General features: G+C 68.5%; 16 protein-coding genes. 9 read left to right on the plus strand and 7 right to left on the minus strand.

Annotated features, from left to right (window positions below):
• Position 1: 1 nt before the first annotated feature.
• Both AC3A5Z_RS20280 and dapB read right to left on the minus strand, forming a co-directional pair.
• Complete coding sequence (locus AC3A5Z_RS20280; protein ID WP_487521111.1) at positions 2-349, minus strand: dihydrodipicolinate reductase; 348 nt, start codon at positions 347-349, stop codon at positions 2-4.
• A 52-nt stretch (positions 350-401) separates the two neighbouring features.
• Positions 402-1,211: a 4-hydroxy-tetrahydrodipicolinate reductase gene (dapB, locus tag AC3A5Z_RS20285; RefSeq protein ID WP_487521112.1), complete on the minus strand. Its 810-nt coding sequence runs from the start codon at positions 1,209-1,211 to the stop codon at positions 402-404.
• Between the two features lie 96 nt (positions 1,212-1,307).
• Between dapB and rbfA the strand changes: the two genes are divergently transcribed.
• The 3 genes from rbfA to truB all read left to right on the plus strand — a co-directional run bounded on the left by rbfA (position 1,308) and on the right by truB (position 3,440).
• Positions 1,308-1,748 carry a 30S ribosome-binding factor RbfA gene (rbfA, locus tag AC3A5Z_RS20290; protein WP_136793572.1) on the plus strand — a complete coding sequence of 147 codons (441 nt, stop codon included), beginning with the start codon at positions 1,308-1,310 and terminating at the stop codon, positions 1,746-1,748.
• Complete coding sequence (locus AC3A5Z_RS20295; RefSeq protein ID WP_444667411.1) at positions 1,738-2,469, plus strand: phosphodiester glycosidase family protein; 732 nt, start codon at positions 1,738-1,740, stop codon at positions 2,467-2,469. Before rbfA ends, AC3A5Z_RS20295 begins: the two co-directional genes overlap by 11 nt.
• Positions 2,470-2,534: 65 nt before the next feature.
• Positions 2,535-3,440 (plus strand): tRNA pseudouridine(55) synthase TruB, encoded by a 906-nt coding sequence (gene truB / locus AC3A5Z_RS20300; RefSeq protein WP_487521113.1) that lies wholly within the window; start codon positions 2,535-2,537, stop codon positions 3,438-3,440.
• 90 nt (positions 3,441-3,530) lie between these two features.
• Here truB and AC3A5Z_RS20305 read toward each other — a convergent pair whose 3' ends face one another.
• Both AC3A5Z_RS20305 and AC3A5Z_RS20310 read right to left on the minus strand, forming a co-directional pair.
• Positions 3,531-3,818, minus strand: coding sequence for a type II toxin-antitoxin system RelE/ParE family toxin (locus tag AC3A5Z_RS20305; protein WP_487521114.1), 288 nt, complete (start codon positions 3,816-3,818; stop codon positions 3,531-3,533).
• Complete coding sequence (locus AC3A5Z_RS20310; RefSeq protein ID WP_107662133.1) at positions 3,815-3,994, minus strand: hypothetical protein; 180 nt, start codon at positions 3,992-3,994, stop codon at positions 3,815-3,817. The genes AC3A5Z_RS20305 and AC3A5Z_RS20310 overlap by 4 nt, the downstream gene beginning before the upstream one ends.
• Before the next feature lie 201 nt (positions 3,995-4,195).
• On the opposite strand from AC3A5Z_RS20310, the gene AC3A5Z_RS20315 reads away from it, so the two are divergent.
• From AC3A5Z_RS20315 to AC3A5Z_RS20330, 4 genes are all read left to right on the plus strand, one after another.
• On the plus strand, positions 4,196-5,272 hold the full coding sequence (locus AC3A5Z_RS20315) for a PLP-dependent cysteine synthase family protein (protein ID WP_487521115.1): 1,077 nt from the start codon (positions 4,196-4,198) through the stop codon (positions 5,270-5,272).
• Positions 5,273-5,331: 59 nt separating this feature from the next.
• The gene (locus tag AC3A5Z_RS20320; protein ID WP_487521116.1) at positions 5,332-6,555 is read left to right on the plus strand and encodes a glutathionylspermidine synthase family protein; all 1,224 of its coding nucleotides are present in this window, start codon (positions 5,332-5,334) and stop codon (positions 6,553-6,555) included.
• Between the two features lie 11 nt (positions 6,556-6,566).
• The gene (locus tag AC3A5Z_RS20325) at positions 6,567-7,139 is read left to right on the plus strand and encodes a DUF1190 domain-containing protein (protein WP_107662130.1); all 573 of its coding nucleotides are present in this window, start codon (positions 6,567-6,569) and stop codon (positions 7,137-7,139) included.
• A 278-nt stretch (positions 7,140-7,417) separates the two neighbouring features.
• Entirely contained in the window at positions 7,418-7,933 is a 516-nt protein-coding gene (locus AC3A5Z_RS20330) for a DUF1643 domain-containing protein (RefSeq protein WP_487521117.1), read from the plus strand.
• On the opposite strand, the gene AC3A5Z_RS20335 is transcribed toward AC3A5Z_RS20330, so the two are convergent.
• Complete coding sequence (locus AC3A5Z_RS20335) at positions 7,930-9,024, minus strand: calcium-binding protein (RefSeq protein ID WP_487521118.1); 1,095 nt, start codon at positions 9,022-9,024, stop codon at positions 7,930-7,932. The two genes, AC3A5Z_RS20330 and AC3A5Z_RS20335, sit on opposite strands and share 4 nt — an antisense overlap.
• Positions 9,025-9,317: 293 nt before the next feature.
• On the opposite strand from AC3A5Z_RS20335, the gene rpsO reads away from it, so the two are divergent.
• Both rpsO and pnp read left to right on the plus strand, forming a co-directional pair.
• Positions 9,318-9,587 (plus strand): 30S ribosomal protein S15, encoded by a 270-nt coding sequence (gene rpsO / locus AC3A5Z_RS20340; protein ID WP_136793005.1) that lies wholly within the window; start codon positions 9,318-9,320, stop codon positions 9,585-9,587.
• 178 nt (positions 9,588-9,765) lie between these two features.
• The gene (gene pnp, locus AC3A5Z_RS20345; RefSeq protein WP_487521119.1) at positions 9,766-11,907 is read left to right on the plus strand and encodes a polyribonucleotide nucleotidyltransferase; all 2,142 of its coding nucleotides are present in this window, start codon (positions 9,766-9,768) and stop codon (positions 11,905-11,907) included.
• A 64-nt stretch (positions 11,908-11,971) separates the two neighbouring features.
• On the opposite strand, the gene AC3A5Z_RS20350 is transcribed toward pnp, so the two are convergent.
• Both AC3A5Z_RS20350 and AC3A5Z_RS20355 read right to left on the minus strand, forming a co-directional pair.
• Positions 11,972-12,997: a polysaccharide pyruvyl transferase family protein gene (locus AC3A5Z_RS20350; protein WP_487521120.1), complete on the minus strand. Its 1,026-nt coding sequence runs from the start codon at positions 12,995-12,997 to the stop codon at positions 11,972-11,974.
• 73 nt (positions 12,998-13,070) lie between these two features.
• Positions 13,071-13,970, minus strand: a complete 900-nt coding sequence (locus tag AC3A5Z_RS20355) for a glycosyltransferase family 8 protein (protein WP_487521121.1) — start codon at positions 13,968-13,970, stop codon at positions 13,071-13,073.
• Positions 13,971-14,041: the final 71 nt, after the last annotated feature.

Consider the following 14,041-nt stretch of genomic DNA (forward strand, 5'->3'; position numbering starts at 1 on the left):
GCTATTCGATCCGCAGGTCGGCGTGATCGCCGCTGCCCTCGTCGGCGATGAAGCGCAGGGTCGAGCCGCGCCGCGCCACCACCTGACAGTTCGGCCCAAGATCGCGTGAGCCGAAGAACAGGTCGCGGCAGAACAGCCCGTCCTGCCAGCGCCACGCCCCCGTCACCGGCTGGCCGAAGGCCCGCCCGACGATTTTGCCCTCCGGCGTGACATTCAGGCTGACGCCGAAGCGGGTCAGCGCCTTGCCCGCCACCAGCCCGACGAAATCGTCCTTCTCGCTCACCCGGTCGAAGGCCTGAGCCATCGCCGGAGTGGCCAATGTGATGCAAAACAGAATCGCCCGGATCATCGCAGCCCTCCATCTTGCCGGTGATACGCGGCAAGGGCCGGGCTGGATGAGTCTAGAGCCCCAGAACGTCGATCATGTCATACTGGCCCGGCGTGCGGTCCTGCCCCCAGAGCGCCGCCTTCAGCGCGCCGCGGGCGAAGATCGTCCGGTCGGTCGCCAGATGGCGCAGCACGATGCGCTCGCCCTCGGTCGCGAAGATCACGTCATGCTCGCCGACGATGTCGCCGCCGCGGATCGAGGAGAAGCCGATGCTGCCCCGCTCGCGCGCCCCGGTGATGCCGTCGCGGGCGGCGACCTTGGCCTCGTCCAGCGTGACGCCGCGCCCCTCCGCCGCCGCCTCGCCCAGCATCAGCGCGGTGCCCGAGGGCGCGTCGACCTTCATGCGGTGATGCGCCTCGACCACCTCGATGTCCCAGTCGGCATCCAGCGCCTCGGCCACCTTCTTGGTCAGCTGCACCAGAAGGTTGACGCCGAGGCTCATGTTGCCGGCCCGCACGATCACCGCGTGATGCGCCGCCCATTCGAGCTTCTCCAGATGCGCGGGCTCCAGCCCCGTGGTGCCGATCACATGCACCGCCCGGGCCTGCGCCGCCAGCACCGCAAACTCGACCGTGGCCGCCGGCGAGGTGAAATCGATCACCGCCTGCGCCTTGGCGAAGGCCTCCAAGGGATCGTCGGTGACGCTGACGCCGACCGCCGCGCCGCCCATCGCCTCGCCGATGTCGCGGCCGAGCCAGGCATTGCCCGCCCGCTCGACGCAGCCGACCAGCCGCGCCTTGTCCGAGGCGAGCACGGTGCGGACCAGCATCTGGCCCATGCGGCCCGAGGCCCCGGTGATGACGATACCCGGCAGATCGGTCATGGCAGTCCCCTCTTTTTCCGCCTCTCTAGCCGCTTCCGCCGCCCCGCGCAAAGCCCGGCGTTGCGGGACGCGGCGAAAGCGCCTAAATGCACGCGCATGGCAAACAGACCTTCCTCCGGCTCCGGCCCGAACCAACGTCAGCTTCGCGTCGGCGAACTGATCCGCCGCACGCTGTCCGACGTGCTGAACCGGGGCGAGATCCACGATCCCGACCTGAACCGCATGTCGATCACCGTGGGCGAGGTACGCTGCTCGAACGACCTCAAGATCGCCACGGTCCATGTCATGCCGCTGGGCGGCAGGAACGTCGACGAGGCGATCGCCGCGCTCAGCCGCAACAAGTGGGAGCTGCGCAAGGCGGTGTCGAAACAGCTGACGCTGAAATACGCCCCCGACCTGCGCTTCCGGCCCGACGACACCTTCGACCGGCTGGACGAGACGCGGCGGCTGTTCTCGGACGAGCAGGTGCAGCGCGACATCGCCGCCCAGGACGGTTCCGACGACGATCGGCCCAAGGACGATCGGGATGAGGCTTAGCATCCTCGGCGTCCTCCTGACGCTGCTGCTGCCCTCCATCGCCGAAGCCGCCTGCCGCGACATCGACTTCGACGGCCTGCCCTACACGATCTGCGAGGTCGGCATCGCCGACGACATCCGCCTGTTCCAGCAGGCGGCGGACGGGCGGCCCTATGGCAGCTTCGACCGGGTGAACGCGGCGCTGGCCGCCGAGGGCAAGCAGCTCGGCTTCGCGATGAACGCGGGCATGTATCACGCCGACCGCGCCCCGGTGGGCCTGATGATCGAGGACGGTGTCGAGCGCGCGCCCATCGTCACCGCCGAGGGGCCGGGCAACTTCGGCCTGCTGCCGAACGGCGTCTTCTGCATCGGCGAGCGTTTCGCGGTGATCGAATCCCGCGCCTTCGCCGCCGCGCCGCCCGCCTGCCGCTTCGCCAGCCAGTCGGGACCCATGCTGGTGATCGACGGCGCGCTGCACCCGCGGTTCCTCGTGGACAGCACGTCGCTCTACATCCGCAACGGCGTCGGCGTCTCGGCGGATGGCCGGACCGCCACCTTCGCCATCTCCAACCGCCGCGTCACCTTCCACCAGTTCGGCCGGCTGTTCCGCGACGGGCTGAAGCTGCCCGACGCGCTCTATTTCGACGGCTCGATCTCGCGGCTCTACGATGCGGGCAGGAACCGCTTCGACTGGGGCGGGCCGATGGGGCCGATGGTCGGCAGCGTCATTCCCAAGGGCTGACGCGCGCCGTTGACGCCAGCGCCCCGCTTCGATAGCAGGCGGCCTTCCGACAAAGGGGAATGAACATGGCACGCAAGCGCAAGGGCCGCGCCGTCTCGGGCTGGTTGGTGGTGGACAAGCCCGCCGGGATCACCTCGACCGCCGTGGTGAACAAGGTCCGCTGGGCCTTCGACGCGCAGAAGGCGGGCCATGCCGGCACGCTCGACCCCGACGCGACCGGCGTTCTGGCGGTGGCTCTGGGCGAGGCGACGAAGACCGTGCCCTACATCACCGACGCGCTGAAATGCTACCGTTTCCTCGTGCGGCTCGGGATCTCGACCCGGACCGACGATGCCGAGGGCGAGGTGATCGCCACCTCCGACCTGCGCCCGGCGGATGACGAGATCGCGGCGGCGCTGGCGGCCTTCCGCGGTGAGATCATGCAGATCCCGCCGCAGTTCTCGGCGGTGAAGATCGACGGCGAACGCGCCTACGATCTGGCCCGCGACGGCGAGACGGTGGAGATCGCGGCGCGCGAGCTCTGGGTCGAAAGCCTCGAGATGATCGCCCGGCCCGACGCCGACCATGTCGAGCTGGAGATGGTCTGCGGCAAGGGCGGCTATGTCCGCGCCATCGCCCGCGATCTGGGCGCGGCCCTCGGCTGCCACGGCCATGTGCAGTGGCTGCGCCGCACCTGGTCCGGCCCCTTCGACGCCGAGGACGGCATCAGCCTCGATACGATCGACCGCCTCGCCCGCACGGAGGAGCTGGAAACCCACCTGCTGCCGTTGGAAAAGGGCCTCGCCGACCTGCCCGAACTGCCCTGCACCCCCGAGGGCGCGGTGCGGCTGCGCAACGGCAATCCGGGCATGGTGATCTCGGCGAACTGCGAATACGGCGACGAGGCCTGGGCCAGCTACCAGGGCCAGCCCATCGCCGTCGGCATCTACAAGGCGGGCGAGTTGCACCCGTCGCGGGTGTTCAACCTGTAACGCTGATTCGGGCGGGGGCGTCGGGCCCCGGCGCGGGGGTGGGGTGGAACCCCACCCCCGCACGCAAGGCGGCCATCTCGCGGCTTTGGCCTAGCCGAAGCGCGGGGGTTTCTGGCGGTCGTGGTGGATGGTGACGATCTCCACCACATCGCCCCTGAGCCGATAGTGGATGCGATAGGGCAGTCCCGAGACCTGCAGCACGCGGGTCGCCCCGTCGCCCCACTCCCGCCCGAGCAGGGGAAAGTCGGTCAGCATCTCGGCGCTCTGCCGGATGCGGTGGATGACCCCAAGCGCGGTGGACAGGCTGGCGGCAAAGGCGATGTAGGCTTGGATCTCCCGCAGGCGGCGTGCCGCCAAGGGCGCGACGACAAGCCTCATTCCAGCCCGAGATCCTTCCAGAGCTGCGCGGCGGGGATGGCCTTGCCCGCATCGAGCTCGGCCAGACCTTCCGCGATCTCGGCCTGAAGCCAGGCCTCGTGACCGTCTTCCGGCCGCTCGTCAGGCTCTGCCGGCTTCAGCCAGCGATCCACTCCGGTCTGGGCAACGATGCGCATGTCGGTTTCTCCTGCCCCGAAGATAGGCGTGTTGCGCCCCTCGGGCAAGCGCCACCCCGGAGGGCGGCAGACGTTCCACCGGCTTGCGAAAATCCGGCCCATCCTCCCGGCCTCCCGCGGAAATGAGGGAAGCGCGTCGTTCCGCTCCGGGCTAGGCTGGGCCGCGTCGCGGTTTCGCGACGGCTGCATCCGGAGGCTCCCATGACGAACGCGATCCGCACCACCAAGGGCCGGGGCCGGCTCTACCCATCCGTGCTGGACACGGTCGGTGATACGCCGGTGATCCGCATCAACAACCTCGGGCCTGAGGGCGTCACGATCTATGTGAAGGCCGAGTTCTTCAACCCCGCCGGATCGGTGAAGGACCGCCTCGCGCTGAACATCATCGAGGCTGCCGAGCGCGAAGGCCGTCTTTCGCCCGGGCAGACCGTGGTCGAGGCGACCAGCGGCAATACCGGGATCGGTCTGGCCATGGTCTGCGCCCAGAAGGGCTACCCGCTGGTCATCACCATGGCCGACAGCTTTTCCATCGAGCGCCGCCGCCTGATGCGGCTTCTCGGCGCCAAGGTCGTGCTGACGCCGCGGGCGCAGAAGGGGCTCGGCATGTATCGCAAGGCGCAGGAGCTGGCCGAGGCGAATGGCTGGTTCCTCGCCAGCCAGTTCGAGACCTCGGCCAATGCCGACATCCACGAATCCACCACTGCGCGCGAGATCCTCGCCGATTTCGACGGCCAGCGGCTCGACTATTTCGTGACCGGCTATGGCACTGGCGGCACGGTGAGCGGCGTCGGCCGGGTGCTGCGGGCCGAGCGGCCCGAGACGAAGATCATCCTGACCGAACCCGCCAATGCCCAGCTCGTCGGCAGTGGCGTGGCGCAGGAGCGGGCGGCGGATGGCACGGTGGGCGCGACCCATCCCGCCTTCGAGCCGCATCCGATCCAGGGCTGGACCCCGGATTTCATCCCGCTGGTGCTGCAGGAGGCGCTGGACCGCGCCTTCTACGACCAGCTCATTCCCATCGCCGGGGCCGAGGGCGTGAAGGCGGCGCAGGATCTGGCGCGGCGCGAGGGCATCCTCACCGGCATCTCCGGCGGCTCCACCTTCGCCGTGGCGCTGAAGGTGGCCGAGAGCGCCGAACCCGGCTCGGTCATCCTCTGCATGCTGCCCGACACCGGCGAGCGCTACATGACCACGCCGCTGTTCCAGAGCATCGCCGAGGACATGGACGAGGAGGAACTGGCGCTATCGCGGTCAACTCCCGGCTATCAGCTGCCCTGAAGACTGGACCTCGCGCCGGATGCGGGCTACCTCCGCAACCGTCGGGAGGACCAGTGACCATGCAGAAGATCCAGATCGCCGAACGCCCGGACTGGCGCAAGGAGGCCGAAGAGCTCGGCTTCAGCTTTGCCGACATGCATGGCGAGCCCTATTGGGACGAGAGCTCGGCCTATGAATTCTCGCTGCGCGAGATCGAGGAGGATATCGAAGACCCCTCGACCGCGCTGCATGCCATGTGCCGCGAGGCGGTGGCCGAGATCGTGCAGAGCGAGGAGCTTTTGGAAAAGCTGGGCATCCCGGCCGAACATTTCGATCTCGTGCGCGGCAGCTGGCAGGGCGGCGAGCCGGAGATCTACGGCCGCTTCGATCTGGCCTATGACGGCACGGGGCCGGCGAAACTGCTGGAATACAACGCCGACACCCCGACCTCGCTCTACGAGAGCGCCTCTTTCCAGTGGCGCTGGCTCGAGGCGCAGATCGAAGCCGGGGTGCTGCGCGAGGCGGACGACCAGTTCAACGGCATCCACGAGGCGCTGGTGGAGCGGTTCAAGGCGCTCTTTGCGCCCGACACCGACCTGCATTTCACCGCCGTCGCCGGCAATCCCGAGGATTACGCCACCGTCGAGGCGATGGGCTGGGCCGCCCGCGCCGCCGGCATGGGGGCGCATTACACCGATCTCGACAAGATCGGCGTGACCAAGGAGGGCCAGTTCGCCGATGCCGAGGACCGCGTGATCGGCGTGCTGTTCAAGCTCTACCCCTGGGAAGACCTGCTGCGCGACGATTTCGCCAAACACCTGACCACCTCGGGCTGCCTGATGCTGGAACCGGCCTGGAAGGCGGTGGTGTCGAACAAGGGGCTCTTGCCGGTGCTCTGGCAGATGTTCGAGGGGCATCCGAACCTGCTGCCCGCCTTCTTCCATGACGACGTGGCAGGCGCGCTGCAGGGCGGCACTTCCACGGCGGCGGTGGCCGAGGCCTGGGGCCGGTCGCAGGACACCTTCGCGCGGGGTCATGTGCTGAAACCCTTGTTCTCGCGCGAGGGGGCCTCCATCTCCATCGTGGAAGCGGGCAAGGTGACCGACCGCTCGCCCAATGCCGATTACGAGGCCCATCCGAAGATCGTGCAGGCCTATCATCCCTTGCCGGAGTTCGACGGCTTCCGCCCGGTGATCGGGTCGTGGATTGTCGGCGAAGCCTGCTGCGGCATCGGTCTGCGCGAGGACCGGGGCCGGATCACCCAAGACCTGTCGCGGTTTAAGCCGCATTACATTCGCGACTGAAGGAGACCGCCATGCGCAAACGCTCGAGCCGTGTCGCTCTGGCCATCGTCGGAGCCGCCGCCTTCGCCCTCGCGGGCTGCCGCGAGGAGGAGGTGGAAGCCCAGGCCTTCCCCGACCTCGCCTCCTGCAAGGCCGAGGCCAACCGGGGCGGGCAGTTCTCCAGCGCCGATTGCGATGCCTCCTTCGCCGAGGCCGAGGAGATCCATGTGGAATCGGCGCCGCGCTATGACAGCCTGCAGGTCTGCGAGGAACAGCATGGCGTCGGCAATTGCGGCGACGAGAGCCAGGTGACCGGGTCGGGCGGGATGGGCGGCATCTTCATGCCGCTGCTGACCGGCTATCTGATCGGGTCGATGCTGAGCGGCGGCCGCGCGGCCCAGCCGCTCTACCGCACCTCCGATGGCCGCTTCACCAATGCGGCGGGCACCAGCACCTATTCCGGCAATTCGGGCCGCACCACGCTGGGCGCGAGCCAGTTCACCCGCCCCGCCGCCACCATCGGCCAGCCGCCGATGAGCCGCGCCACCGTCGCCCAGCGTGGCGGCTTCGGTGGCAGCGCCGCGGGCCGCAGCGCGGGGACCTAACTGTAGCGCTGCAGGATGCAGCGCGGGGACCTGATCGAAGGCGCTGCAGGATGCAGCGCGGGGACCTGACCGGAGGCGCTGCAGGATGCAGCGCGGGGACCTGACCGGAGGCGCTGCAGGATGCAGCGCGGGGACCTGACCGGAGGCGCCGGCCTCGGGGGCATCGAGCCCCCTCGGCCGGCCCTACCGGGGACCGACCTTCGGCGCGGCGCCCGAAGCGGGCCGGGGATGAGTATTTGAACCAGGAAGAAACCGCAGGGTTTCGCGGAGGACATGGGGTGATAACGGGGACGCATGTGAAGGGCGATGCGCCCTCGACCGCGGTCTATTCGGAGTGCGAGCGCTATCGCTATCTCTTGACCCGGACCTGGGAGCCTGCGGGGCGCAAGGCTTTGTTCATCATGCTGAACCCCTCGACCGCGACCGAATTCCAGAACGATCCGACGGTGGAGCGCTGCGAGCGGCGGGCGCGGACGCTGGGCTTCGGCGCCTTCCGGGTCTGCAACATCTTCGCCTGGCGCGACACCGATCCGAAGAAGATGCGCGCGGCAGCCGATCCGGTGGGCAACCCGGAGAATGACGCGGCCATCGCCGGATCGGCGCCCTGGGCCGACCAGATCGTCTGCGGCTGGGGTGCGCATGGCGCCTTTCTCGAGCGCGGGCGGCAGGTGGAGGCCTTGCTGCGCGCCACTGGCCTGCCCCTGTTCCATCTGGGGCTGAACGCCGACGGCCAGCCGCGCCACCCGCTCTACATCGCCTATCAGCAGCAGCCCGAGCCCTGGCCCGAGCGCTAGGCGGCGAACGGTTCGGCGCTGAGCCGGATCATCGCCGGATCGAGCCCGAGCCCGTTCTGCACCACCGCCAGCGGCACCCCGTCGAGCAGAAGGGTCACGTCCTGCGAGCCTGCGACCGGCTCAAGCGTCACCTGCGGGTCGGGATGGGCCTCGGCATCGTAGAGCACCATGATCTCGTCCTGCGTCGCGTCGAAATCGGCGATCCGGGCCACGCCGGTGTCGGCCCCGTCCAGCGCGAAGCGGTCGGCCCCCGCATCGCCGGTGCCGGTGTCGCCCGCGCCGAGCATCAGCAGATCGTCCCCCTCGCCCGCGTTGAGGAAATCTTCCCCCGCGCCGCCGTGGAGGCTGTCCTGCCCCTCGTTGCCGTCCAGCGTGTCGGCGCCCTCGCCACCCGCCAGCGCATCGTCGCCAAGCCCGCCGGCGAGCCAGTCGTCCTCCTCGCCGCCCGCCAGCCGGTCGCCCCCCTCGCCCCCGGCCAGAGCATCCGCGCCCGCGCCGCCCTCCAGCGTATCGGTCCCAGCATGGCCCGCCAGCCGGTCGGCACCTGCGCCACCCTCCAGCCGGTCGTCCCCGTCCTCGCCCTGCAGGTCGTCGTCGCCGTCGCCCCCGGCGAGCGTGTCCGCCCCCTCGCCGCCGAGCAGCGCATCCGCGCCCGCCCCGCCGTCGAGAAAATCGTCGCCCGCCCGCCCGCCGAGCTGGTCCTCGCCCGCCGCGCCGGCGATCCGATCGGCGGCCCCGGCGCCGGTGAGGATGTCATCCTCCGCATCGCCCTCCAGCCAGACCGGATCGTCCTCCGGGTCGGGCAGGTCGTCGGAGATCACGCTGCCGTCGGTGTTGCCGGAGCCCGCGTCTTCCCCGGCCTCGTCGAAGCCCTCCCAATCCGAAAAGCCCGAATCCGAACTGCCCTCGCCATCGACCATGGCCAGCGCCTCGCCACCGGGGTCGAGCAGGCTGCCCCGCTCGGGTCGCTCCGGCGCGTCGGTCTCGTCCTCCGCCTCGTCGCCGGGGTCGGCGCCCGTGGCCTTGGAGATCGCGACATCGGCGACCAGCCCGGCGAAGACCACACCCATCAAGCCCAGTATTCCCAACATGGCATCTTTCCTCCCGACCCGGGCCGCGTTAACCAAAGCCCCGCCAACCCTCTGACATGACGGGGATTATCCGGGGCATCGTGGCACAAAGACGGCGGGCGGGGCGGCAAGTCGCGACAAGTCGAACGATCGGCGGCGCCGCGCTCCGCCCGGCCCGCCGCCCGAAAAGTCGCTTCCCTTTCGGCCGATTTTCCCCTATACGCGCGCATCCGCCGCTTTCGGCCGGATATGCAAGGGCCCTGCTGGACGACATCCCGGCTTGCGCCGTCACAATCCAGACACAGGAGTTTCCGATGTCGATCACTGTCGAAGACAAAGCCCGCCTCATCAGCGAATACGCCACCAAAGAGGGTGACACCGGCTCGCCGGAAGTGCAGGTCGCGATCCTCTCCTCGCGGATCGCCACGCTGACCGAGCACTTCAAGTCGCACAAGAAAGACAACCACTCGCGTCGCGGGCTTCTGATGATGGTTGCGCAGCGCCGCAAGCTGCTCGACTACCTCAAGAAAAAGGACGAAGGCCGCTACACCGCGCTGATCGCGCGTCTCGGCCTGCGCCGCTGACTTCAAAGCGCGCCCTCCGGGGCGCGTTTTCCTTTCCGGTCGCAGCCCTATGTCTGCGACGACGGTCCTCCCCATCGGGCTTCGTGGGACAGGCGGAATGAACGGCAGAAGCCACGGGCATACGGCCCGTTCGCAACACGGCCGGGCGGAGGGTCCCCCGGTCAGGATAGGATAGAGAATGTTCAACGTTACGAAAAAGTCGATCGAATGGGGCGGCGAGACGCTGACCCTCGAAACGGGCAAGATCGCCCGTCAGGCCGACGGATCGGTGATCGCCACCCTGGGCGAGACCTCCGTCATGGCCAACGTGACTTTCGCGAAAGCCGCGAAGCCGGGGCAGGATTTCTTCCCGCTCACGGTGCACTACCAGGAACGCTACTACGCGGCCGGCAAGGTGCCCGGCGGCTTCTTCAAGCGTGAGGCCCGCCCGTCGGAGAAAGAGACGCTGACCTCGCGCCTCATCGACCGCCCGATCCGCCCGCTGTTCGTCGACGGCTTCAAGAACGAAGTCCTCGTGATCGTCACCGTGCTGTCGCATGACCTGGTGAACGAGCCCGACATCCTCGGCATGATCGCGGCCTCCGCGGCTCTCACCATCTCGGGCGTGCCCTTCATGGGCCCGATCGGCGCGGCGCGCGTCGGCTTCGTCAATGGCGAATACAAGCTGAACCCCGATGTCGACGACATGCAGAAGCTGCGCGAGAACCCCGAGCAGCGGCTCGACCTCGTCATCGCCGGCACGAAAGACGCCGTGATGATGGTGGAATCCGAAGCCTACGAGCTGTCGGAAGCCGAGATGCTGGGCGCGGTGAAGTTCGGCCACGAGGCGATGCAGCCGGTGATCGACCTGATCCTCGACTTCGCCGAGGACGCCGCGAAAGAGCCCTTTGACTTCGAGCCGGCCGATTATTCGGCGCTCTACGCCAAGGTGAAGACCGCCGGCGAGACGCAGATGCGCGCCGCCTTCGCCATCAAGGACAAGCAGGAACGCACCAACGCGATCTCCGCCGCCTCGGCTGCGATCAAGGCGAGCTTGTCGGAAGAAGACCTGAAGGACGAGAATCTCGGGTCCGCCATCAAGAAGCTGGAAAGCTCGATCCTGCGCGGCGACATCATCAGCGGTGGCGCTCGGATCGACGGCCGCGACACCAAGACCGTCCGTCCGATCGTCTCGGAAACCGGCATCCTGCCGCGCACCCACGGCTCGGCGCTGTTCACCCGCGGCGAGACGCAAGGCCTGGTCATCACCACGCTGGGCACTGGCGAGGACGAGCAGATCATCGACGCGCTGCACGGCAACTCGCGCTCGAACTTCCTGCTGCACTACAACTTCCCGCCCTACTCGGTCGGTGAAGTCGGCCGCTTCGGCCCCCCCGGCCGCCGCGAAATCGGCCATGGCAAGCTCGCCTGGCGTGCGCTGCAGGCCGTCCTGCCCGCCGCGACCGATTTCCCCTACACGATCCGCGTCGTGTCGGAGATCACCGAGTCGAACGGGTCCTCCTCGATGGCTTCCGTCTGCGGCGGCTCGCTGTCGATGATGGATGCGGGCGTGCCGCTGAAGGCGCCGGTCGCCGGTGTGGCCATGGGCCTGATCCTCGAGGATGACGGCCGCTACGCCGTGCTGACCGACATCCTCGGCGACGAGGATCACCTCGGCGACATGGACTTCAAGGTTGCCGGCACCGAGAACGGCATCACCTCGCTGCAGATGGACATCAAGGTTGCGGGCATCACGCCCGAGATCATGGAACAGGCGCTGGCGCAGGCGAAAGACGGTCGTCTGCACATCCTGGGCGAGATGGCCAAGGCGCTGACCTCGGCTCAGGCCTTCAGCGAATACGCGCCCAAGATCGAGACCATGAGCATCCCGACCGACAAGATCCGCGAAGTGATCGGTTCGGGCGGCAAGGTGATCCGCGAGATCGTGGAAACCTCGGGTGCCAAGGTCGACATCAACGACGACGGCATGATCAAGATCGCCTCGAACGACGCGAACGCGATCAAGCGCGCCTATGACATGATCTGGTCTATCGTGGCCGAGCCGGAAGAGGGCAAGATCTACACCGGTCGCGTGGTCAAGCTGGTCGACTTCGGCGCCTTCGTGAACTTCTTCGGCAAGCGCGACGGTCTGGTGCACGTGTCCCAGATCGCCAACAAGCGCCTGCAGCACCCGAATGAAGTGCTGAAGGAAGGTCAGGAAGTGAAGGTGAAACTCCTCGGCTTCGACGACCGCGGCAAGGTCAAGCTCGGCATGAAGATGGTCGATCAGGAAACCGGGCAGGAAATCGCCCCGGAAGCCAAGACCGACGCCGAGGCGTAAGTGCTTCTGCCAATGCCAAGGAAAAAGCCCCCGAGAATCGGGGGCTTTTTTCATTTCCGGCGCTTCAGCCCTGCCGGGCGGCGCGCCGCCTGCGCTTCCACTGCTTGAACCGGCGCCGCAGCGCAGGGTAGCCGCTCAGCTCCGGCACCAGACCCGCGCGCAGCTCCGGCCGCGGCGCCGCCCTCAGCGCCTCGGCGAGGGCCGCGTCGAATCCGCCCAGCGCCTCGACCGCCCGCCCCCGCACCGCCTCGGCCATGGCACGGCCCTCGGGCGAAAGACAGCGCTCCAGCGCCGCCCGCAGATCTGCGGCACTCACCCCGTCGGCGTCGAAGACCTCGCTCCAGCCCAGCACCCCGGCCTGCCGGGTCACCTTGTCGCCGCCCGCCACCGGATCGATGGCAAGCACCGGCACACCGTTCTTCAGCGCCAGCACCATGCCGTGCAGCCGGGTCGTCAGCATCGCGTCGAAGCGGCTGCAGATCGCCTCGAACTCCTCGGCATTGGACAGGCCGAAGCGGTTGGTCTCAACCGGCACCGAGGTGTCCATCTCGACGAAGGCAATACCCGCCTCGCGGATCAGCTGGCGCAGCTTCTCGCCGGCAAGATCGCCCCGCCGCCGCGCGCCATATTCGCGCTGCGCGCTGGCAAGGCACAGCGCCACCACCGGCACCCGCGGCGTCGCCTCGCGAAAGCTCAGGTCGGGCCGCACCATGCGGTCGCTGTCGCGCTCCAGCAGCACCTCGAACGGGTTGAAGGTGGCGACGCTCTCCACCATCGTCAGGTTCACGCCGATATGCACGCAATGGCCGAAGCGACCGAAGATGCTGTCGTAGCGCGCCGCCATCTCGGCGGTGAAGGGGCCGCAGATCACGATCACATGCGAATAGCGCGCGCGGTCGAGCGTCTGGCTGTCCCGCCATGTCGGATCGACCGACAGCCGCGCCGCGGTATAGGGGGAAACGTCATAGCCGATCCCCAGTGCGGTCAGCTGCCGCTCGGTCTGCCGCAGCACCTCGACATCCCCCACGGTGGAGAAATGCCCGACGAGCAGCGCGCGTGGCGTAGCGGGGGTCTGGACAGGATCGGTCATGCGGCACTCCCGGCGAAGGTTGCTGCCCTTGATACAGGATCGGCGACTCGCCACAACCCGGCGGAGCTGCCCGTCAATCCGGCTTCAGGTCGGGATAGGCCGCCAGAAACGCCCGCAACGCCCGGCGATAGGCCAGCGTCGCCCGCCCGCGCGACGACCAGACATCCCAGCGCGGCTTGCGCCAGGGCTTCTCCGGCCCATGGTAATGCAGGATCACCGGCGCCCCCGGCAGAAGCCCGTGCGTCGGCGCGCCGGTCTTCGCCAGATACCCACGATGCCGCCGCAGCCGCCCCCACGACGCATTCCACGCCAGATCCAGATGCACCACCTCGCTGCGGAACAGCGCGTTCAGATGGTCCTGATCGCCATGCTCGCAGGCCGAGGCCGCCACCACATCCTCGACCGCGGTCAGAAGCGCCTGCCGCGCCCGGATCGCGTCGCAGTTCAGCAGCAGCACGCCGGCGTTGAAGTAATCGGTCTGCGGCGCGCCCTGCATGATCCCCGCGAGCTTCGCCACGCGCGGATCGCTGGCGGCATCCGCCCCGGAGAGCCAGTGCGACACCGAATAGTCGCGCACCACCCCGGCCAGTGCCCCGCCCAGATCGAGCGCGAACAGCGGGCTCACATCCCCCGCCACCAGCGTGTCGCCGTCGATGTAGAGCGCATGGCCCTCGATCAGCCGCGGGATGAACAGCCGCCCCATCGTGGTGGCCGAGATATAGTCCTTCGGCCCCTGCGCCTGTTCCAGATATCCCGCGCCGATGTCCTTGCAGATCAACGTCGCCGCAGGGTTCACTGCCGCCACCCGCTCCACGTCGCGCCAGTCCTCGGGGGTGAGCCCAACCCCCCAGACATGCAGCTCCGCCGGGCCGGACAGGTGGCGCAGCAGGCTCCAGACCGAGACGAGCGTGGGCTTCAGGAAGCCCCGGTCGGTGACATAGACGAGTTTGACAGGGCGCGGCGTGGCGGGCACAGAAGCCTCCCGATATCCGGCACGAAGCCGGGGGTCGTGATCTGCGCCAGCCTTGGCCGCGCCCCAGCGAT

The sequence above is a fragment of the Cereibacter sp. Soil_C_27 genome, assembly GCF_057657095.1.

Excerpts from the sequence above, each read along its gene's own strand:
- AC3A5Z_RS20280 (WP_487521111.1), bottom strand. The coding sequence starts at position 349 with ATGATCCGGGCGATTCTGTTTTGCATCACATTGGCCACTCCGGCGATG.
- dapB (WP_487521112.1), bottom strand. The coding sequence starts at position 1,211 with ATGACCGATCTGCCGGGTATCGTCATCACCGGGGCCTCGGGCCGCATG.
- rbfA (WP_136793572.1), top strand. The coding sequence starts at position 1,308 with ATGGCAAACAGACCTTCCTCCGGCTCCGGCCCGAACCAACGTCAGCTT.
- AC3A5Z_RS20295 (WP_444667411.1), top strand. The coding sequence starts at position 1,738 with ATGAGGCTTAGCATCCTCGGCGTCCTCCTGACGCTGCTGCTGCCCTCC.
- truB (WP_487521113.1), top strand. The coding sequence starts at position 2,535 with ATGGCACGCAAGCGCAAGGGCCGCGCCGTCTCGGGCTGGTTGGTGGTG.
- AC3A5Z_RS20305 (WP_487521114.1), bottom strand. The coding sequence starts at position 3,818 with ATGAGGCTTGTCGTCGCGCCCTTGGCGGCACGCCGCCTGCGGGAGATC.
- AC3A5Z_RS20310 (WP_107662133.1), bottom strand. The coding sequence starts at position 3,994 with ATGCGCATCGTTGCCCAGACCGGAGTGGATCGCTGGCTGAAGCCGGCA.
- AC3A5Z_RS20315 (WP_487521115.1), top strand. The coding sequence starts at position 4,196 with ATGACGAACGCGATCCGCACCACCAAGGGCCGGGGCCGGCTCTACCCA.
- AC3A5Z_RS20320 (WP_487521116.1), top strand. The coding sequence starts at position 5,332 with ATGCAGAAGATCCAGATCGCCGAACGCCCGGACTGGCGCAAGGAGGCC.
- AC3A5Z_RS20325 (WP_107662130.1), top strand. The coding sequence starts at position 6,567 with ATGCGCAAACGCTCGAGCCGTGTCGCTCTGGCCATCGTCGGAGCCGCC.
- AC3A5Z_RS20335 (WP_487521118.1), bottom strand. The coding sequence starts at position 9,024 with ATGTTGGGAATACTGGGCTTGATGGGTGTGGTCTTCGCCGGGCTGGTC.
- rpsO (WP_136793005.1), top strand. The coding sequence starts at position 9,318 with ATGTCGATCACTGTCGAAGACAAAGCCCGCCTCATCAGCGAATACGCC.
- pnp (WP_487521119.1), top strand. The coding sequence starts at position 9,766 with ATGTTCAACGTTACGAAAAAGTCGATCGAATGGGGCGGCGAGACGCTG.
- AC3A5Z_RS20350 (WP_487521120.1), bottom strand. The coding sequence starts at position 12,997 with ATGACCGATCCTGTCCAGACCCCCGCTACGCCACGCGCGCTGCTCGTC.